Raw genomic sequence first — 19,832 nt, forward strand, 5'->3', positions numbered from 1 at the left:
AATAGAGCCTCTCTTTTTTTGTGATAAATCTTCAATGCGTATCAAAACTATTAGCACTGATATAGTTAATCCAATTTAAAAGCAGATTGACTATATTAGAATAAGATACGTACGCGGATAGTCTCTTCTACATCTTTTAATTGATCGAGTGCAGCAGTCGAATCGTTGTAGTCAACGTCCATGACTAGATAACCGACATCGCCTTCTGTCATCAGGCTCTGTGCTAGGATGTTGATACCTGCTTCAGCAAACAGACGGTTGATCTGAGACAGTACGCCTGGCACGTTTCTATGAATGTGTAGCAGACGATGCGAGTTTTCTTTGAACGGAATAGAAACTTCTGGGAAGTTCACCGCCGTCGCCGTATCACCTTGGTCAGAATATCTGACAAACTTATCAGCGACTTCAAGGCCGATATTAGCTTGCGCTTCTTGTGTTGACCCACCGATATGCGGCGTCAAAATCACATTATCAAACTTACGTAGTGGTGATTCAAACTCTTCGTCAGCTGATTTTGGCTCTTTTGGGAACACATCGATAGCCGCGCCCAAGATTTTACCAGACTCAAGCGCATCCGCCAGATCATCAATCTCAACACACGTACCGCGAGCCGCATTGATAAAGTAGCTGCCTTCTTTCATCTGAGCGAACTGCTCAGCTTTCATCATATAGCGCGTGCTTGGCACATCAGGCACATGCAACGTCACGATATCAGCCATTGATAGTAACTCTTCTAGGCTACCAACTTGTACCGCATTACCTAGTGGCAATTTGGTCACAGCATCGTGATAGATGACTTTCATGCCAAAGCTTTCTGCGAGCACAGACAACTGCGAGCCGATAGAACCATAACCGACGATACCGATAGTCTTGCCGCGCACTTCATGTGAGTTAGTCGCAGACTTACCCCAGCCGCCGCGATGTACGGTTGCGTTCTTTTCAGGAATACCGCGATACAGCATAATCGCTTCAGCCAATACCAGCTCAGCTACCGAACGGGTGTTCGAGAATGGCGCGTTAAAGACAGGAATACCTAAGTCACGAGCGGCATCTAGATCGACTTGGTTGGTACCAATACAAAAGCACCCAATGCCGATAAGTTTGTTTGCATGCTCAAGTACATCGCGCGTCAATTGAGTACGCGAACGAATACCGATAAAGTGAGCATCTTTGATCTTTTCGATCAGCTCTTCTTTGTCTAACGCGTGACTGATATTCTCGATGTTGTGATAACCAGCACCCTCCAATACTTTTAGGGCATTGTCATGTAGACCTTCAAGCAATAAAAACCGGATTTTGTCTTTTTGTAGTGATAACGCCATATGAGAACTGTCCTATATTTGTTTTATAAGATTATCTGTCGGATAATCTGTGATGGATGAAACGAAAACAGTCCCGATATCTTACACAAAATTTGACGCCGATGTTAGCAGATTAGATGAATTATTGATTATCAAGCCTGAAAAATTTTTATGCTATAGTGAATCATTCGGTTTGAAATCAAACAAACCACTTTTTATTATTTGTCTCATTTTTTATTTAGAAACTATCACCCACTTATTGCCATCACGAGCCGACTCCTCACTGAATTTATAGTCATTTCGCTATATAATAAACAGTCCCAACATCGTGCTTACGCTAATATTGAGATTTGACCATGACGCTAACTACCGAACAGTCCACCTCCCAAGCCCATACCAACGCTGTGCAAACGATCCTAAGCTCACTGACTGACACCCATCAATTCGACCCCAGCCAAATAAAGACCGACGCAGAGAGCTTAGAGCACTGGGGCAAAGACTGGACCAAACACTTCGCCCCCGCCGCCGCCGCCATCGCCTTCCCAAAGACCACCGAACAAGTCCAAGCCATCGTCCTACTGGCTAATGAGCATAACGTCGTCCTCACCCCTAGTGGTGGTCGTACCGGACTCTCAGCAGGCGCCGTCGCCGCCAATGGCGAGATCGTTGTCAGCATGGATAAAATGAACCAGATTGGACAGTTCTATCCAGCGGACCGCATGGTCGAGATTGAAGCGGGCGTTGTCACCGAACAGCTACAACAGTTCGCCGAATCAAAAGATCTCTACTATCCTGTCGACTTTGCCTCAGCAGGCTCTAGTCAAATGGGTGGTAACATCGGTACCAATGCGGGCGGCATCAAAGTCATCCGCTATGGCATGACCCGTCAATGGATCATGGGACTAACGGTTGTTACGGGTAAAGGGGATATCTTGCACCTCAACCGAGGCATGGTGAAAAACGCCACTGGTTACGACTTGCGTCAACTGTTTATCGGTGCTGAAGGTACCCTTGGTCTTGTCACTCACGCGCAAATCAAACTTGAGCGTCAGCCACAAGACTTAAATGTCATGGTTCTGGGTATGGACAACTTTAGTGACGTCATGAATGTGCTCTCTGCCTTTCAAGCCCAGATTGATTTGACTGCGTTTGAATTCTTTGATGATGTAGCGGTTGATAAGCTCATGGCACATGGTCAAGTACAAGAGCCGTTTGAATCACGTACCAAGTTTTATACTTTATTAGAGTTTGAAGCCCCCTATGAGCCAATCATGGAAAAAGCCATGGCCATCTTTGAGCAGTGCATGGAAGAGGGCTGGGTGGTTGATGGGGTGATGAGTCAAAGCCTTAGTCAGGCGGCAGAGCTGTGGAAGCTGCGCGAATATATCTCTGAGACGATCTCTGTGTTCACCCCTTATAAGAACGACGTGTCGGTACTCATCAGCTATGTACCGGAGTTTATCGCTGAGATTGATCATATCGTCGCCAGCAACTATCCAGACTTTGAGGTGTGCTGGTTTGGTCATATCGGTGATGGTAATTTGCATTTGAATATCTTAAAGCCTGATAACATGAGTAAGGATGATTTTTTTAGTGAGTGTCAAATTGTCAATAAATACGTGTTTGAGACGGTACAAAAATATGGCGGGTCGGTCTCTGCTGAGCATGGCGTGGGTATGACGAAGAAGCCGTATCTGCAATACAGCCGCAGCGAGACTGAGATTGATTATTTGCGTAAGGTGAAAAAGGTGTTTGATCCAAACAACATCATGAATCGTGGTAAGATTTTTGATATGTGATTGGTAGGCCAACGATTTATCTCAAAAAAAAAGACGCTAACCCATAGGCTAGCGTCTTTTTTTATTCATCAGATCATCGTTTGTAAAGGTACATGGTTTACCAGTATAGCAACATCAACCCCACTACCAGCAAGATACTAAGAAACCCTTGGACAATCAAAAAGGCTTGATGCGGTGCCGCCATATGGCGGAACATATTGCCTAGCGCATTGTAAGTAATGCCCGCTGCCTTGATATGTGGCTGGGTATCGAAATTTTTGATAATTTGCAAAAATTGCTCAGTACGATCAGGTGACCAACCGTGCGGCGCAAATGGTAGAAATGGTGACAACTGCGCTGCTTGCTCTTTGGTTGCAGGCGACCATAGCCAGCGCTCCAAAAACAGCAGACGCATGCGCCAGTCTGAGAAGCTGCGATGATTAATCTCTTGTAGTAAAAGCACTTCGATATTTTTGTGACGACTATCAGCAAAGATACGTTCTTGTAGCGCAAAGACATGTCTTTTTTCGCCTTCGATGCACTGCAAAAACTGACCATTGCCATAACATAATGTACCAGTAATACCATGCTGCTCATTATAATCGCGAGCATGGGCCTCTATATCCTCAAATATAGAGGTATTTAGGCGTGAACCGAGCGTTAGCGTACTGACATAGACCAATTGAACCAGTACTGATTCTTGTATTGCATCCCATTGCTTGATTCTATTGCTACGAGTTAAGGGCATAATAAAATAATCCTAAAAGCCGATAACGCCGGCCAAATGAAACAAGCAAAACGATACTATGCCTGAAGTAGATAAAGCTGCAGACTCACAAAAACGTAGCAAATAGTTACTACGTGAGACTATTATTACTTATATAGCTTGCTATCATAGCAAGCAAAATGAATGATACTGATAGATATTACTTAGATTTTATATTTAGATAATAAATAGCAAAACAGTCGCCGTTGTAAAGGCATTGGACAACCCTGTATTTCGTTATTAACAATCCAATAAAAAACCAAGTGATACGGCAGGCAATGATTACTAAGGTTTATTCCTCTATATCAGTCAGAATAAACCTCAAATACACTGAGCAACATGGCATAAAATATTGCTATAACCCATTGTAAATAGGGTAATAATTATTGTAACGGCTATATCTGACTATTGGAATATTTTTACTGGTTTTTTTTCATGAAAATTGACAGAATCGAGTGTTTAGGATCATTGCATTACGCATACTCAAATTTAGTAGAGATTTAACACAGGAATATCATGAGTAAAATCGAAAAAACAGATGACTTTCATCTCACGATCGCTGAGATTAAGAAAAAAGACTACCCCCAGTTAAAAGCCTTGATGGATCGCGTCTACGTCAACCTAGGCGGCGCGTGGTCAAAAAACACCATTCATACGCTCATAGACGCCTTTCCTGAAGGGCAGATTGCGCTGTTTGACCATGATCAATTAATTGGTATTGTACTGTCTATGCGTGTTGATTATGCCAAATTTTCTAACCCGCATACCTATGATGATTTGATCGGGCAAAAAGAAATCATTAGAGACAATCCTGAAGGCGATGCCATCTATGGTCTAGACGCATTGATCGACCCTGAATATCGTGGCTATCGTCTCGGTCGTCGCCTTTATGATGCGCGAAAAGAGCTGTGTCGTCAGCTCAACTTCCGCGCGATTTTGGCGGGTGGCCGCATTCCTAACTACCATAACCACCAAGACTTAAGCCCAGGCGAATATATTGACGCTGTTGAGAGCCGCGAAATTCACGACCCTGCATTGTCTTTTCAGTTGTCAAACGGGTTTATCGTCAAGCGTATCTTGACCGCTTACCTACCAGATGACAAACAATCTAAAGGGTTTGCCACCTTGCTTGAGTGGTCAAATATCTATTATGAGCCAAAAGACTATAAGCCCAACACGCGCAAATCTGAGGTGCGTATCGGTGGTATTCAGTGGCAGATGCGTGAGGTCGAGTCGCCAGAAGAGCTACTACAACAAGTTGAGTTCTTTGTCGATGTGATGGCCGATTATAACTCTGACTTTGCTTGTCTACCTGAGTTCTTTAACGCGCCGTTGATGGGCTTGTGCGAGTCTACTGACCAAAACATCGCCATTCGCTTTTTGGCCGATTACACCGAATGGTTTAAAAATGAAATCTCGCATTTGGCCGTCAGTTACAACGTCAATGTCATTACAGGCTCTATGCCTTTATTAGACGAAGACGATACCTTGTACAATGTCAGCTACTTGTGTCGCCGTGATGGTACGGTCGACGAGCAGCGTAAAATCCATATCACCCCGCATGAGCGTAGCGCGTGGGTCATCGAAGGCGGTGACGAGGTCAAAGTATTTGACACTGATGCTGGTCGTATCGGTATCTTGGTCTGCTATGACGTTGAGTTCCCTGAACTTGCACGCCTGTTAGCACTTGATGATATGGATATTTTGTTCGTGCCTTTCTGGACAGATACCAAAAACGGCTATTTGCGTGTACGCCATTGTGCTCAAGCACGTGCCATTGAAAACGAATGCTATGTCATGATCTGCGGCTCGGTAGGTAACTTGCCACAAGTCGAAAGCTTGGATATTCAGTACGCACAGTCGTCTATCTTCTCACCGTCAGATTTTGCATTCCCGCATGATGCGATTATGGCAGAGACCACGCCCAATACCGAGATGATTTTCTTCTCTGATGTCAACTTAGATAAGCTTACCCACGTGCGTCACGAAGGCTCAGTGCACAACCTGATCGACCGCCGTGATGACTTATTTAGTTTAAAATGGAAACGTAAATCTAAAGTTTCTGCAAGCAAATTAAGTGACGAAGAACGCCGCGAAAACTCAGGCAGTGTGCTTACTGGTGATCCATTGCAGAATCGTGCGCAAAAGCCATAATAACGTATCTGCTATAACTCCCCACTGACTTTTTAATCCAATAAACGGCTGCATCATCAGCCGTTTATTTTTATCTATCAACACATAAAAGTATAAAAGCAGCCCCTATGACGACTGATATTGGCATCGACAAAACCCTCGAAAAACCGAAAAAAACACCCAAACAGCGCATCCTGTCTGTGCTTAAGACAGCACTGCTCTATGGGGTGATATTTTTGGTGATTTATAGTGTGGTCAACTGGTGGCGACAGCCTGTCATGCCAGCCGATTCGCAATTGCAATTAATGGACTATCAAGGGCAACCGGTGGATTTGGCCGAGCTGAGTCGCCAGCAGCCAACACTGATATATTTTTGGGGGACATGGTGCTCAGTCTGTAGCGTCACATCGCCAACGATAAATAGGCTAGCAGCGACAAACGATCATGCTGTCATCACTATCGCTGTGCAGTCAGGCTCAAATCAAGAGCTACGCAGCTACCTCGATCAGCATCAGTTTGACTTCACCGCGATAAATGACCAAGAAGGTGATATCTTTGCGGATTGGCAAGGACAAGTCACACCATCCTATGTGGTATTAGAGAATGGCAAGATGACACAAGGGCTAACAGGTATTCAGCCACTATGGTCGTTAAAACTGCGCTTATGGTTAGCATCAGTTTTTTAGCGGCTGAACCTGACTTTATTTTTTAATAAATTATCTTGCGAAGAGGTCATCGTTATACTCTCAACAACGACATGCAACGTAGATAAACAGTTGATATTGGTCAAAATGAGGATGAAATTGCTCAGCTCTTTTTACCCTACTCTTTTTGTCATATAATAGCTGCCGATCTAAATATTTTTTTGAATTATTTTTACTAGCATATTTTATGTTGCAATCGTCTCGTTACCATTTATTATTGACGTAACTATTTGTGGACTAATGAGCAACAATGGGTATTTATTGACATGACGGTTGATAAACCGACTATGATGAGCAATATACCTACTATTAGTAATTAAGTATTATCGACACAGCATTAACCTCAGCACTATATTGAAATACGTTGAACATCGAGCCTTGTAGCCGGTTTTAACCGACACACAAACCTACCTTTTAAAAAGATACCTTCTATGACTGATAAAAGCACTGACACACCAAGCCAAGATTACAAAGACACGCTGAACCTTGCGGATACGCCATTTGCGATGCGCGCAAACCTTGCCAAGCGCGAGCCAGATTGGTTAGCTGCTTGGGAAGCAGATGACGTGTACGGTAAAATTCGTCAGGCGCGTGCTGGTGCGACTAAGTATATTTTGCACGATGGCCCTCCATACGCCAACGGTCAGATTCACTTGGGTCACGCGGTCAATAAAGTACTAAAAGACATTATTGTCAAATCAAAAACCTTATCAGGATTTGATGCGCCTTATGTCCCTGGTTGGGATTGTCATGGTCTGCCAATCGAACAAAAAGTCGAAGCCAAAGTCGGCAAAGTCGGTCAAAAAGTGTCTGCTACCGAATTCCGTGGTCTATGCCGCGAATACGCCAACACTCAGATTGAACTACAAAAGGCAGATTTCAAGCGTCTAGGCGTATTCGGTGATTGGGACAATCCTTATCTGACTATGAACTTTGCGCAGGAAGCCAACATCGTACGCGCGCTTGCCAAAATCTATGACAATGGTCATGTGACTCGTGGTATGAAGCCAGTTAACTGGTGCTTGGACTGTAGCTCAGCTCTCGCAGAAGCTGAAGTAGAGTATCAAGACAAAGTCTCTGACGCGATCTATGTCAGCTTTGATGTGCTTGGTACGGACAAAGTGACTGCATTAGCTGAAGTCACGAGTAATATCGCTGCGGTTATCTGGACGACTACGCCGTGGACACTGCCTGCTAACCAAGCCATCTCAGTCCATCCTGAGCATAACTATAGCGTGGTTGCGACCAAAAAAGGCAACCTGCTACTAGCAGCTGATCTTGTTGAAACTGCGCTAAGTGAACTCAAACTTGAGAATAAAGGCGTCCTCGCGACTGTATCAGGCAGTGAGCTTGAAGGATTGAGCGCTCAGCATCCATTGATTGAAGACCGCCAAGTGCCGCTCATCTTGGGCGATCATGTGACCACCGATAGTGGTACTGGTTTGGTACATACTGCACCCGGTCATGGTCTCGACGATTATATCGTTGGTCTAAAATACAATTTACCAGTGGAAAACCCAGTAGGTGGTACGGGCGTTTATTTAGATAGCGCGGCAGTATTTGCAGGCGAGCACATATATAAAGCCAATCCAAAAATCATCGCTGCCCTACATGACAATGGCCATCTAATCAGCCATACCAAAATTGAACACAGCTATCCACATTGCTGGCGTCACAAGTCACCGATTATTTTCCGTGCAACCCCGCAGTGGTTTATCAATATGGAAACCCAAGGTCTACGTGCTCGCGCCCTTGCTGATATTCCATCGGTCAACTGGACACCTGCATGGGGGCAGAACCGAATCGAAGCGATGATGAATGGTCGCCCTGACTGGTGTATCTCACGTCAGCGTACGTGGGGCGTGCCGATTACGTTCTTTACCCATAAAGAAACAGGCGAGCTGCATCCAAATACGCTTGAGCTGATGGAAACTGCGGCGCAAAAAATCGCTGAGGGCGGTGTTGAAGCGTGGTTTGACGCCAGCTGCGAGGACTTCTTAGGTAGCGAAGCGGCTGATTATGACAAAGCAACGGACACATTGGACGTGTGGTTTGACTCAGGCACGACGCATTCCGCCGTACTTGAGCAACGCGATGAATTGACCAACCCAGCTGACATGTATTTAGAAGGTTCTGATCAACATCGCGGCTGGTTCCAAACGTCATTACTGACGTCAGAGGCCATGTATGAGCGCCCACCGTTTAAGCAAGTACTGACCCATGGTTTTGTGGTCGATGAAAACGGTCGTAAGATGAGTAAGTCATTGGGTAATATCATCACGCCACAAGAAGAGATCAACAAAACGGGCGCGGACATGTTGCGTCTGTGGATTGCGTCTAGCGACTATCGTTATGAGATGAGCGCAGGTAAGACGGTGTTTAAAGGCGCGATCGATATGTATCGCCGTATTCGTAACACCTTGCGCTTCTTACTGGCCAATACTGATGACTTCAATCCTGCAACCGACAATGTAGCGATGGACGAGCTGGTCAGTCTTGATAAATTCATCATTGAGCGCGCGCAAACCGTACAAGCGGAAATCATCAGTGCCTATGATGCAATGGACTTTCACCAAGTCACCCAGCACGTGACCGCGTTTTGCTCGCAAGACTTGGGCAGTTTTTATTTAGACATCATCAAAGACCGTCAGTACACCACCCAAAAAGACGGTCAGCCGCGCCGCTCTGCCCAGACGGCAATCTACCATATTGCTCATGCATTGATTCGCTGGATCACACCGATCCTGTCATTTACCGCGCAAGAAGCGTGGGAAGTGCTGAACCAACGTGAGGCTGATAAAGGCGGCTACGTATTTACCCAAGAGTGGTACGAGTTCCCAGCGTTTGAGCTAAGTGCTATCAGCAATGATGACTGGCAGCGTATTATGTTTGCCAAAGATATGGTAAACAAGCATATCGAAACCGCACGTGGCGAAAAAATTATCAATGCCAACTTGTCTGCCGATGTGAGCCTATACGCTGACGGTGCCATGTATGAAAGTCTAGCCAAGCTTGATGAAGAGCTGCGCTTTGTACTCATCACTAGTAACGCAGAACTAAAGCCAATGAGCGAAGCACCTACTGAGTCCAAGCAGGCAGACGAGACCAATACAGACGAAGCTGCTGACTTAGTGGTACAAGTTAGCGCTGCCACTGGTACTAAATGCGTACGCTGCTGGCACATCCGTGATGATATCGGCACAGATAGCGCACACCCTGAACTATGCGCGCGCTGCGTAACCAACGTCAGTGGTGACGGCGAGGTACGTCATTATGCCTAACCCAACGGATTCATCTGAAAGCCCGCATGACTCGCAGGTTGAGGTTGATCATTCGCCCAAGCCTGCTCATGCGACCACAGGTAGCTCAACCACGCCTAGAGGCCGCCTGAGCAAATCAACACATAGGACACCAAAACTGGTGGCCAATGGCAGTCGTGCTTTTATGTGGTATGGGCTGGCATTGGTTATCATTGTCATAGATCAGTGGACCAAGTGGCTGGCAGAAACCAAGCTGACCTTTCATGATCCAGTGCCAGTGATCGAGCCATTTCTCAATTGGACACTTGCTTATAATTACGGGGCGGCGTTTAGTTTTTTGGCAGATGCTGGCGGTTGGCAGAAGTGGTTTTTTTCAGGACTGGCATTACTCATGTCACTGTTTCTGATCATCTATTTACTCAAAGCGCCTCGCAAAGCCACGCTACTCTCGCTTGGACTTGCCATGGTACTAGGCGGTGCGCTTGGTAATTTGATCGATCGCTTACTACATGGTCATGTGATTGACTTTATCCATGTGCACTATGCTGATGTCTGGCATTATCCGATTTTTAATATCGCGGATATCGGTATATCCATCGGTGTTGTACTGATTGTCATCGATATGCTGTTTTTGGAAAAGAAGCGTGAAATGCCACGGTCATAACCGTCTACAGTTAGAGATATTAATTTAATTGATAAATAAAAAAGGTGGGTTACGCAGTCGTAACCCACCTTTTTTTGTCTGTTTTTGACGATTGAATATGTATGTTAATTTGACCTATCTGCACAATCTCTATTCATGCACCCAAATACCAGCCTCACCGACAAAGTAAGTGTGCGTGTCTTCGACCTCGATGTTATATACCGTCATAGTAAGAGGACCTTCGCCTTCTGCCCAATCTATAGTATTAGGATCTTTCCATTCGCCTTGGCGGAAGCCAAAGAACTCAGCATGTTCACGTTCGTCTTTAGGTGTTTGTTCTAATAGGCGTTGCTCCCACTCCTTATCGTACTCATATAATTTGTCTGTCACTGCTTGATAAGTGACGCCATTTTTGATCTCTGTACCTGTGGTTAAATCAATCAGGCTGCCATATTGAGCAGGACTGTCTTCGTCAAACTTTGGTATAAAACCAATATTAGATCTATCCGTTCTATAAATTTTTCTTAGTGATGTAGTGTCATAGGGATTATTACCAGACTCAGCCGAATACTTAATCAAGTCTTTGTTAATTAAAACATCTTGAGATTTTACCTCTTTAGCATTTATCCATTGCTTGTCATATACCCATAATGGATGATTCTCTGTTATCAATAATCGAGTCAAAGGTTGGCTATCAGATAACTCTCTTAATCTAATTCTCTCTTTAATTGGTAAAAAAGAGTCTACAGCGATAGAAAGCTCAAGTAACCATACCGATATATTCTCAGTACTCATAGTATTAGTTATTGCTTTATATATCAGTTCACCTAAACCATTAGCTGCTTTTGAAAGTACTTTATCGCCAATTTTTAGTTGTTCTATTGGTACTAGTCCTGTTTCTGTATGTACTAAGGTGCCGGCAGTGAAACCTGAAAAATCTTTATTCATATTATTCATTCGCCAAAATTATGTCTTGTCAGGATGATCGCCATTCACCCACAACCCCTGCTCACCGACAAAGTAAGTATGAGTATCTGCTACCTCAATGTTATATACCGTAGTGGTAACTGGCCCTTCCCCCTCTACCCAATCTATAGTATCAGGATCTTTCCATTCACCTTGACGCAAACCAAAGAACTCTGCACCTTCTCGATCAGCTTCTGGCGTTTGTTCTAATAGACGTTGTTTCCACTCCTCATCATGCTCATATAACTTGTCTGTCACTGCTTGATAAGTGACGCTATTCTGAAGCTCCTCGCCTGTTGTTAAATCAATTAGACTGCCATATTGAGCAGGAATGTCTTCATCGAATTTTGGTACGAAACCAATATTCGATCTATCCGTTCTATAAATTTGTCTTAATGATGTAGTGTCATAGGAATTATTGCCAGACTCAGCCGAATATTTAATCAAGTCTTTGTTAATTAAAATATCTTGAGATTTTACCTCTTTAGCATTTATCCATTGCTTGTCATATACCCATAATGGATGATTCTCTGTTATCAATAATCGAGTTGAAGGTTGATCATCGACTAACCTCTGAAGTTCAATTTGTTCTTTCATGGGTAATGAAGAATCAATTGCAATCGATAATTCTAATAGCTTCACCAATACACTTTCAGTAACCATAGTATTCGTTACTGCTTTATATATCAGTTCACCTAAACCATTAGCTGCTTTTGAAAGTACTTTATCGCCAATTTTTAGTTGTTCTATTGGTACTAGTCCTGTTTCTGTATGTACTAAGGTGCCGGCAGTGAAACCTGAAAAATCTTTATTCATATTATTCATTCGCCAAAATTATGTCTTGTCAGGATTATCGCCATTCACCCACAAACAACCCCTGCTCGCCGACAAAGTAAGTATGAGTATCTGCTACCTCAATGTTATATACCATAGTGGTAACTGGCCCTTCCCCCTCTGCCCAGTCGATACCTGCACCCTCTTGCCAAAAGCCTGTACGGAAATTATAAAACTCGGCAGTGTCTCTTAACTCTACTGGGGTTTGCTCTAATAAGCGTTGTTTCCATCCCGAATCTTCCACGAAAAGCTTTTCAAATACTGGGGCATAACTTCCAAAATATAAAGTACGACCTGTTTCTAAGTCAACAAATCGTCCGTTGTTTGATTGATCATAAAAATTAGGAATAAAACCAACCGCATTTTTATCAGTTTTGAATACAACTTCAATTCCCCCTTCTTCACTACCTCCTTCAAAGAATGCAGATTCGTTATTTTTTAAAACAGTAATGTTACCTCTACTCAACTCTGCAGCAGTTTTCCATCCTATATCTCTCACCCAAAACGGATGGTTTGCGGTACATAACAAATCCACATAAAGGTTATGATCAGTTAGTTGTTCGAATGGTAAGTCGTCTACAGACTCAGGTGTAAAAGTAGCAAAAAACACAGGTACATCTTCAGTAATTATAGTACGAAGTACTGGCTTATAGACTAGCTCACCTTCCACGTTGTGTTGATCTCTAGATAAAACCATATCGCCGACTTTAATGTCTTGTATCGTTATTAATCCTTTATCGGTATGCACCAATGTGCCACCAACGAAGCCTGACGTATTCATAATCACATTATCCATATGTGTGTCTTAGTTATCATTTATAGCAACTCTGATAATACATCAGTTAAAGTCTCTAACCCACCACCTGCCAATAAAAACAATAACCCTGCCATATTAATGACAACGGTCAAATAATAAGTCACTCGAAACTCAGGCTTTTGTGATTTGTGCCGCAGATACGTCTGAGCCAATAGCGCCCCTACCCAACCGCCAAGCGCGCTTAGTATATGCAATGTAGACTCAGGTGTACGCCAGTCGCCACTTTGGGCAGCAGCTTTGTCTTTGGCATACATTATATAAGTGATTAACCCTAGTGCAGCATACCAGCCGACCACTAGCCAGCTCAGTTTACCTGTCGCTGCTAATAAAATTAGGACACCATAAAAAGCCAGTCCAAGGAACGAGCGTTTTTTTTGTCCTGCTTCAAACTCTGCCTGATGGCTACGCTTATGATTGCGCTGACGGATTTGCTGATTTTTTTGTGCCATTTTTTGCTGTACAAAACCAAGTTCTTGTACTTTTTTGGCTCGCCTGCGCCCTTCTGCATCTTGTCCAATACTAAAGACGACTTGCTCACCGATATTAGGACGGCGCTTTGCTCTAAACTCACTCACGTGAAAGAAGATTGAATCCCCTGTCTCAGTTTCGATAAAGCCAAACCCTTTATCGTCCTGCCATTTTTTGACAGTGCCTTGTTGTTTATTCACCACCGACACCTCATATCTTTTAGAATTGCCAATTATAGTACACCATATGCGTTACATTATTGACGCTTACATCTAATCGCAGATGGCTTATCATTTCTTACACTATAATACGGCATTCAGATTCTTTATTCTTTTATTCCAGCAACCGATGGCTTTTTATTATGACTCAATCTCAATTTATTAATCCAAATGAAGACACGCGCATCACCTTTGGTAGCCTTGTTAGCCTACACTTTGAAGTATCACTAGAAAACGGCACGGTCATTGACTCAACGTTTAGTCGTGATGCGCCCGTATCTTTGACTATCGGCGATGAAAGCTTGTTGCCAGGGTTTGAGCAGGTGCTTATGAATCTACGCGCAGGCGACACGCGCACAGCTCACCTTGAGCCAGAGCAAGCATTTGGTGAATGGAATCCTGAAAACATCCAACACTTTAGCCGTACTCAATTTGCGCTCGTCGCTGACAACCCAGAAGTCGGTATGATGGTTGAATTCGAAGACAAAGGCAAAAACACCTTGCCCGGTACGATCAGCGCCATTGATGATGACCAAGTCGAAGTCGACTTCAATCATCCGCTGGCTGGGCAAGACGTATTATTTAAAGTAAAAATCTTTAAGGTCACACCACCTGGCGTCACTGGTATACAACTTATGTAGTTGTCCAAACGCACAATCCACAATAAAAAAACGAGAAAGGACAATCGAATGCAATATACAACGTTACCGCAGCTCGATGAAAAAGTATCTAAGATCTGTCTAGGTACGATGACTTGGGGACAGCAAAATAATAAAGCTCAAGCACATGAGCAAATGGACATGGCACTCTCTGAGGGTGTGAACTTTTGGGATACTGCCGAGATGTACCCATCACCACCAGACAAAGACAAACAGGGTGATACCGAACGATTCATGGGTACTTGGTTTGATAAAACCAAACAGCGTGACAAAGTCATCCTTGCCAGCAAAATATCACCAATGGATTTTTTGCGTGATGGTCAAACACGCTTTAACGCGCAGCATATCAGCAGCGCTATTGACGGCAATCTTGAGCGCTTGCAAACCGATTATATCGATATTTATCAGCTGCATTGGCCTGAGCGTCAAGCAAACTTTTTTGGTCAGCGCGGCTATACAGAGGACATGGCAACGCAGTCATTAGATGACTTAACGCCCTTTCTAGAGACCATTCAAGCATTAAATGATGAAATCAAAAAAGGTCGCATTCGTGCTTATGGTTTATCAAACGATACGGCATGGGGACTCATGCGCTATCTATGGGAAGCGGACAAAAATGGCTTGATCGCGCCTATCACGGTGCAAAACCCATATAGCCTATTAAACCGTTTATACGAAGTTGGTATGGCTGAGATTGCCCATCGCGAAAACGTGGGGCTACTTGCTTACTCGCCACTTGGTTTTGGCGTATTGTCTGGTAAATATCTCGATGGCAAGCGTCCAGATGGCGCACGCTTGACGATGTATGATCGCTATGCCCGTTATACCAATGAGCAAGCGGTATCAGCGACCGAGCAATATGCAAAGATCGCCGCTGATGCTGGGTTGGACATGGCGCAAATGTCATTGGCTTTTGTCAATTCACGTCACTTTGTCACCAGCAATATCATTGGCGCGACGACAACCGAACAGCTCAAATCAAACATTGATAGTGTCAATGTGGAGCTAACAGCAGATGTATTGGAAGCGATTGAAGCGGTACACACACAACATCCCAATCCATCCCCTTAGTTCGATCTAGATCAGCGGTCTATAAATTGCTACACCTGCATTTATTATAGACACAAAAAAGGCGCAAATCGCAGTCATATAACTCGCGATTTGCGCCTTTTTATTAACTAAACTGGCTTAGCTATAAATAATCAATCTTCAACGGGTACACGAAGTACTCGTGAATGCAGTTCTGCCAACCCTTCTTGCATACGTGCTTGCAACAAATTGGTCAGCTCACTTTTGGTACAGCCTTTTGGATCTAGCGGTGCCAATGGCAATACATACGCGGTGACATCTTTGCTATCGAGCACTTTTTTCATACTGTCCTTCATTGTCATCTTGCCATAATATGGCAGCGCGTCACTGAGCGTGCCATCTTTATCGACATAAGCGATAACAATGGGTCTGATAGGCACATCAGCATCTATCGCTGACTGGAGCAATGTCCCATGAATACGCTTGATTTTTTTGCCACTGGTGGTGGTCGCCTCAGGGAAGAAAATCACCGAAAAACCTTTGGCTAAGAAATCAGCTATTTGTGAGGATACGGAACCTGCATCACCGGAGCCGCGCTCGATGAAAAGCGTGCCTGCCGCATGCGCGAGCTTACCGAACACAGGCCACTCACCAATCTCAGCTTTGGATAAAAAGAATGCTGGACTCACAGTGCCCACGACAGGAATATCCATCCATGACACATGGTTTGAAACCCACAGGCCGTGATGCTGCTCTACAGGCTCCACCTCAACGACCTTGACCCCAAATGAGCCTGCCATCTTGCGACAAAACGTTTGGATGTAGCGTGGTAGTTTTTCGCGTGGTGGCTGCTTAAATGCTCCAATGCGTTGAGCGGCACGCATACCACCAGCGATGGTGGTGGTCATGCCAGCAATTTGCTTACCGCGTCCCAACTGTCGTCTGAGTGAAAAGCTTGATTTAGCTCGGCTCATCTTCGCCCTCATGATTAAATAACGGGTGTTTAATAGTCAAAAAAACGAGCCCAGTATAACAAAGTTCATACGCTCAGTGATAGGGTATCCATTCAGTGGCTGCTCACTTTTATACAAACGGGCAATAAAGCAGATTTATAAAAAATTAATCCCAGTCATCGCTGTAACATAAAACCATCGCTAATTGTGCTCATACCCTTTAATATCAAGTGATAAGACCACATATAGACAATCATATGAACGCTATATCAAAGTATACTGAACTGATAATAGCGAGACATTTACTTTATTACATAGGTGATACTCTTTGGATTATTTTGAAAGACATGAAGGTGGCGAGCGCGCCATTTTAGTACATTTAGACATTCGCCAAATTCAGGATCCTGATGATCTCAATGAGTTTGAATTGTTGGCGGATTCAGCAGGTGCCGATCGCTTGGCACTGGTCACAGGCTCACGTGCACGCCCTGACGCCAAGTATTTCGTTGGTAGCGGTAAAGCGGAGGAAATTGCAGAACTGGTGCGCGAGCATGATGCGGATATTGTACTGTTTAACCACAGCTTGTCGCCTTCACAAGAGCGTAACATCGAAGCGCTGGTGAAATGCCGCGTCTTGGATCGTACTGGTTTGATTTTAGACATTTTCGCTCAGCGGGCTCGTACTTACGAAGGTAAGCTACAAGTAGAGCTGGCTCAGCTAAACCATTTATCGACACGTTTGGTCCGTGGTTGGACGCATTTGGAACGTCAAAAAGGGGGTATTGGCTTACGTGGCCCCGGCGAAACCCAGCTTGAGACCGATCGTCGCTTGCTACAAGTGCGCGTCATGCAGCTCAAAAGTAGAATTGAGAAGGTCAGACAGACTCGTGCTCAGGGCCGGGCACGTCGCCAAAAATCAGACGTACCGACTATCTCACTGGTTGGTTATACCAATGCGGGCAAATCCACTTTATTTAATCGCTTAGTCGATGAAAATATCTATGCGGCTGATAAGCTATTTGCGACACTCGATCCAACGCTACGCCGCTTAGACTGGCAAGGTGTGGGACGTGTAGTCTTGGTTGATACGGTAGGTTTTGTCCGTCATTTGCCGCATGAATTGGTTGAATCCTTTCATGCAACGCTAGAAGAGACGCTAGAGGCGGACTTATTATTACACGTCATCGATTCTTCTAGTGAAGATATGCATGAGCAAATTCAGGCGGTCAAAGAGGTACTGGCTGAGATTGATAACGATGTGCCGGTACTCAATGTTTATAATAAGATTGATTTGACTGACGAGCCTGCACGTATTGGTTATGCTAGCGAAGGTCAACCTAATCGTGTCTATGTGTCTTCTAGAGAGAACTTAGGCATAGAAGAGTTGTCATTAGCCGTGCAGCAGCTACTAACTGGCACATTGACCACTTTTGATTTGACGCTACCCTATCATGCAGGACAGTTAAAAAATACCTTGTACGAGCTTGGTGTTATTGAAGAAGAAAGCTATGATGATAGCGGCCATGAGTGCTTGACGATTCGCTTGCCAAGCGATAGACTAAGACAACTACTCGGACAAGCCAATCTCAAGCCCACCGATGTATTACCGCTTGCACAAGCAACATTGCTGATGCCAGTACTTGAGGAATTTGAGCAGCCCGACGAACATGAAGTTGAAGAGCCGACGATGACAGCAGAAGAAGAAAGAGCATTTGACGAATTTAATGCGCTCAATTCACAAACCGCTGATTCTGAAAAATAGTCGCTGCTGAAAAACGATTGTTGACGTCAATAGATAAGTAAACCTTTGATTCATACTGTTAGACAGCAATCTTTTATACAGTAGGTTAAAATAGCATAGACGGTATCAATCGATATCGTCTATTTTTTTGAATGTGTCTACAAGTTTTATTAGTAAGCTTATTCTCTATATAATCAACGGTTATACATTCAACAAATATTGATAGGTAATACTCGCCACTCAAAAGTTGAAATGTCACTACTGTCTATTATCAGCGTTCATAATATTATTTTTCACGTTATATCATTGATACCATCGCCCGCTCGTTTTTATAAACCCATCACCTATATCTGACTTGGCCACACTGCTTATGAAGCCTGCTCACTCCTCCCATCTCCCGCTATGGATTTCGTTAATTTTAACGTTGACCATGGTTATCGTTGTCCGAGAGACGGCTGTGGTTCTTTGTCAGTTGGCAGGTATCGCAAAAGCCGCCAATATTGTCGGCTTGGTGGCGATGTTTGTTATCTTGATGATATGGCGATTGCTCAAAGGGTTGCCTAACTGGCTCACTCAAGCCAGTAACACCCTCCTCGTCGATAGTGGTTTTGCATTTCTGCCCGTCTCAGCGGGTGCAGGCTTACTGCTATTCGCGCTAGGAGATGAGCTGTTGGGCGTAATGGTCACAATGATAGTAAGCACGCTCATACCGATGTGGGGACTCGCGCTACTGGCCAATCGCTGGTTGAATCAAGATGCCAATGCCGATAGCAGCACGACTAATCAGCAAAAGGAACAGCCGTGAGCTGCGGAGAGATATTATGACTTTTGACAGCGTATTTATGGCGACCTTAGCAGCCGTACTTCTAACCTTGGCGGCACACGTCATTGCACGTGTGTTAGCGCGTAAATTATCATGGTTACCGATGGTAATTACCGCGCTCGTTTTGGTACTGGTCTTCTTATTTTTATTGCAATGGGATTATGACAACTACTACAGCGCGGCAAAGCCTATATTCGATCATCTATTAGGATATGTCACAGTACTTTTGGCGGTACCACTAGCCGCAATGAACTTTAAAGGACTGCCTGTCAAAAAGCTCTCTTTGATCGTTGCTATTGCTAGTGTCATTGGTGCCCTACTGCCCATGTCATTGGCTTATCTATTTTCATTGAGTCACGACAGCATACTTGCTTTTGCTACCCGTTCTGTGACTACTCCCATTGGCCTCAGTGTTGCCGATTTAATCAATGCGCCATTAGCACTAGCGAACCTGATCATCATCGTCTCAGGTCTCATTGGCGGCGCTGTCGCCCGTTTTTTGTTTCGCGGTATCAATGATGATCGAGCTAAAGGTCTTGCACTTGGACTGGCGGCGCATGCCTTTGGTACAGTCGAGGCTTGGCAGATCAGCCATACAGCAGGACGATATGCTGCCTTTGGGCTGGCAGTCAATGGTATTGTCACTGCTATCTGGGTGCCTGTATTTATCAGTGCGTTAGGCATCTAGACTGATTTTGCTTACCGCTTTGACAGATGACTGAGCACTGTTTCATCATTT

The 19,832-nt window shown here is 44.3% G+C and carries 17 protein-coding genes; 10 read left to right on the forward strand and 7 right to left on the reverse strand.

The annotated features are described in order from the left end of the window. Positions 1-95: 95 nt before the first annotated feature. The gene (gene serA / locus PSBA01_RS03835; protein ID WP_071002270.1) at positions 96-1,322 is read right to left on the reverse strand and encodes a phosphoglycerate dehydrogenase; all 1,227 of its coding nucleotides are present in this window, start codon (positions 1,320-1,322) and stop codon (positions 96-98) included. A 335-nt stretch (positions 1,323-1,657) separates the two neighbouring features. Between serA and PSBA01_RS03840 the strand changes: the two genes are divergently transcribed. Next, complete coding sequence (locus PSBA01_RS03840) at positions 1,658-3,100, forward strand: FAD-binding oxidoreductase (protein ID WP_186475090.1); 1,443 nt, start codon at positions 1,658-1,660, stop codon at positions 3,098-3,100. Between the two features lie 97 nt (positions 3,101-3,197). Here PSBA01_RS03840 and PSBA01_RS03845 read toward each other — a convergent pair whose 3' ends face one another. After that, complete coding sequence (locus PSBA01_RS03845; protein ID WP_186475091.1) at positions 3,198-3,827, reverse strand: BLUF domain-containing protein; 630 nt, start codon at positions 3,825-3,827, stop codon at positions 3,198-3,200. A 534-nt stretch (positions 3,828-4,361) separates the two neighbouring features. Here PSBA01_RS03845 and PSBA01_RS03850 point away from each other — a divergent pair. The 4 genes from PSBA01_RS03850 to lspA all read left to right on the forward strand — a co-directional run bounded on the left by PSBA01_RS03850 (position 4,362) and on the right by lspA (position 10,606). Next, complete coding sequence (locus PSBA01_RS03850) at positions 4,362-5,999, forward strand: carbon-nitrogen hydrolase family protein (protein ID WP_186475092.1); 1,638 nt, start codon at positions 4,362-4,364, stop codon at positions 5,997-5,999. Between the two features lie 107 nt (positions 6,000-6,106). Next, a complete protein-coding gene (locus PSBA01_RS03855; RefSeq protein WP_186475093.1) occupies positions 6,107-6,664 on the forward strand; it encodes a protein disulfide oxidoreductase in 558 nt (185 codons plus the stop codon). Between the two features lie 449 nt (positions 6,665-7,113). After that, complete coding sequence (gene ileS / locus PSBA01_RS03860; RefSeq protein WP_186475094.1) at positions 7,114-9,963, forward strand: isoleucine--tRNA ligase; 2,850 nt, start codon at positions 7,114-7,116, stop codon at positions 9,961-9,963. Next, complete coding sequence (gene lspA / locus PSBA01_RS03865; protein WP_186475095.1) at positions 9,956-10,606, forward strand: signal peptidase II; 651 nt, start codon at positions 9,956-9,958, stop codon at positions 10,604-10,606. The genes ileS and lspA overlap by 8 nt, the downstream gene beginning before the upstream one ends. Before the next feature lie 129 nt (positions 10,607-10,735). Here lspA and PSBA01_RS03870 read toward each other — a convergent pair whose 3' ends face one another. The 4 genes from PSBA01_RS03870 to PSBA01_RS03885 are packed head-to-tail and all read right to left on the reverse strand — an operon-like array spanning position 10,736 to position 13,870. After that, on the reverse strand, positions 10,736-11,533 hold the full coding sequence (locus tag PSBA01_RS03870) for a Hint domain-containing protein (protein WP_186475096.1): 798 nt from the start codon (positions 11,531-11,533) through the stop codon (positions 10,736-10,738). Between the two features lie 18 nt (positions 11,534-11,551). Continuing rightward, positions 11,552-12,367 (reverse strand): Hint domain-containing protein, encoded by an 816-nt coding sequence (locus PSBA01_RS03875; RefSeq protein ID WP_186475097.1) that lies wholly within the window; start codon positions 12,365-12,367, stop codon positions 11,552-11,554. 34 nt (positions 12,368-12,401) lie between these two features. Further along, positions 12,402-13,181, reverse strand: coding sequence for a hypothetical protein (locus PSBA01_RS03880; RefSeq protein ID WP_186475098.1), 780 nt, complete (start codon positions 13,179-13,181; stop codon positions 12,402-12,404). A 20-nt stretch (positions 13,182-13,201) separates the two neighbouring features. After that, complete coding sequence (locus PSBA01_RS03885; protein WP_228724630.1) at positions 13,202-13,870, reverse strand: DUF1294 domain-containing protein; 669 nt, start codon at positions 13,868-13,870, stop codon at positions 13,202-13,204. A gap of 161 nt (positions 13,871-14,031) precedes the next feature. On the opposite strand from PSBA01_RS03885, the gene PSBA01_RS03890 reads away from it, so the two are divergent. Both PSBA01_RS03890 and PSBA01_RS03895 read left to right on the forward strand, forming a co-directional pair. Beyond that, positions 14,032-14,529 carry an FKBP-type peptidyl-prolyl cis-trans isomerase gene (locus tag PSBA01_RS03890; protein WP_186475099.1) on the forward strand — a complete coding sequence of 166 codons (498 nt, stop codon included), beginning with the start codon at positions 14,032-14,034 and terminating at the stop codon, positions 14,527-14,529. A gap of 48 nt (positions 14,530-14,577) precedes the next feature. Beyond that, entirely contained in the window at positions 14,578-15,618 is a 1,041-nt protein-coding gene (locus PSBA01_RS03895; RefSeq protein WP_186475100.1) for an aldo/keto reductase, read from the forward strand. A gap of 131 nt (positions 15,619-15,749) precedes the next feature. Here the strand turns inward: PSBA01_RS03895 and PSBA01_RS03900 are convergent, their stop codons facing one another. Further along, a complete protein-coding gene (locus PSBA01_RS03900) occupies positions 15,750-16,550 on the reverse strand; it encodes a lysophospholipid acyltransferase family protein (RefSeq protein ID WP_093067814.1) in 801 nt (266 codons plus the stop codon). Between the two features lie 307 nt (positions 16,551-16,857). Here PSBA01_RS03900 and hflX point away from each other — a divergent pair, with 307 nt between their 5' ends. From hflX to PSBA01_RS03915, 3 genes are all read left to right on the forward strand, one after another. After that, positions 16,858-18,291 (forward strand): ribosome rescue GTPase HflX, encoded by a 1,434-nt coding sequence (hflX, locus tag PSBA01_RS03905; RefSeq protein WP_093067809.1) that lies wholly within the window; start codon positions 16,858-16,860, stop codon positions 18,289-18,291. A gap of 349 nt (positions 18,292-18,640) precedes the next feature. After that, positions 18,641-19,075 carry a CidA/LrgA family protein gene (locus tag PSBA01_RS03910; RefSeq protein ID WP_186475101.1) on the forward strand — a complete coding sequence of 145 codons (435 nt, stop codon included), beginning with the start codon at positions 18,641-18,643 and terminating at the stop codon, positions 19,073-19,075. Positions 19,076-19,091: 16 nt separating this feature from the next. Continuing rightward, complete coding sequence (locus tag PSBA01_RS03915; RefSeq protein ID WP_186475102.1) at positions 19,092-19,781, forward strand: LrgB family protein; 690 nt, start codon at positions 19,092-19,094, stop codon at positions 19,779-19,781. Positions 19,782-19,832: the final 51 nt, after the last annotated feature.

Source organism: Psychrobacter sp. KCTC 72983 (assembly GCF_014280455.1).
Lineage (GTDB): Bacteria > Pseudomonadota > Gammaproteobacteria > Pseudomonadales > Moraxellaceae > Psychrobacter > Psychrobacter pacificensis.

Excerpts from the sequence above, each read along its gene's own strand:
- PSBA01_RS03910 (WP_186475101.1), top strand. The coding sequence starts at position 18,641 with ATGAAGCCTGCTCACTCCTCCCATCTCCCGCTATGGATTTCGTTAATT.
- PSBA01_RS03890 (WP_186475099.1), top strand. The coding sequence starts at position 14,032 with ATGACTCAATCTCAATTTATTAATCCAAATGAAGACACGCGCATCACC.
- PSBA01_RS03845 (WP_186475091.1), bottom strand. The coding sequence starts at position 3,827 with ATGCCCTTAACTCGTAGCAATAGAATCAAGCAATGGGATGCAATACAA.
- PSBA01_RS03915 (WP_186475102.1), top strand. The coding sequence starts at position 19,092 with ATGACTTTTGACAGCGTATTTATGGCGACCTTAGCAGCCGTACTTCTA.
- PSBA01_RS03875 (WP_186475097.1), bottom strand. The coding sequence starts at position 12,367 with ATGAATAAAGATTTTTCAGGTTTCACTGCCGGCACCTTAGTACATACA.
- PSBA01_RS03870 (WP_186475096.1), bottom strand. The coding sequence starts at position 11,533 with ATGAATAAAGATTTTTCAGGTTTCACTGCCGGCACCTTAGTACATACA.
- PSBA01_RS03855 (WP_186475093.1), top strand. The coding sequence starts at position 6,107 with ATGACGACTGATATTGGCATCGACAAAACCCTCGAAAAACCGAAAAAA.
- ileS (WP_186475094.1), top strand. The coding sequence starts at position 7,114 with ATGACTGATAAAAGCACTGACACACCAAGCCAAGATTACAAAGACACG.
- lspA (WP_186475095.1), top strand. The coding sequence starts at position 9,956 with ATGCCTAACCCAACGGATTCATCTGAAAGCCCGCATGACTCGCAGGTT.
- PSBA01_RS03850 (WP_186475092.1), top strand. The coding sequence starts at position 4,362 with ATGAGTAAAATCGAAAAAACAGATGACTTTCATCTCACGATCGCTGAG.
- PSBA01_RS03895 (WP_186475100.1), top strand. The coding sequence starts at position 14,578 with ATGCAATATACAACGTTACCGCAGCTCGATGAAAAAGTATCTAAGATC.
- PSBA01_RS03880 (WP_186475098.1), bottom strand. The coding sequence starts at position 13,181 with ATGGATAATGTGATTATGAATACGTCAGGCTTCGTTGGTGGCACATTG.
- PSBA01_RS03900 (WP_093067814.1), bottom strand. The coding sequence starts at position 16,550 with ATGAGCCGAGCTAAATCAAGCTTTTCACTCAGACGACAGTTGGGACGC.
- serA (WP_071002270.1), bottom strand. The coding sequence starts at position 1,322 with ATGGCGTTATCACTACAAAAAGACAAAATCCGGTTTTTATTGCTTGAA.
- PSBA01_RS03840 (WP_186475090.1), top strand. The coding sequence starts at position 1,658 with ATGACGCTAACTACCGAACAGTCCACCTCCCAAGCCCATACCAACGCT.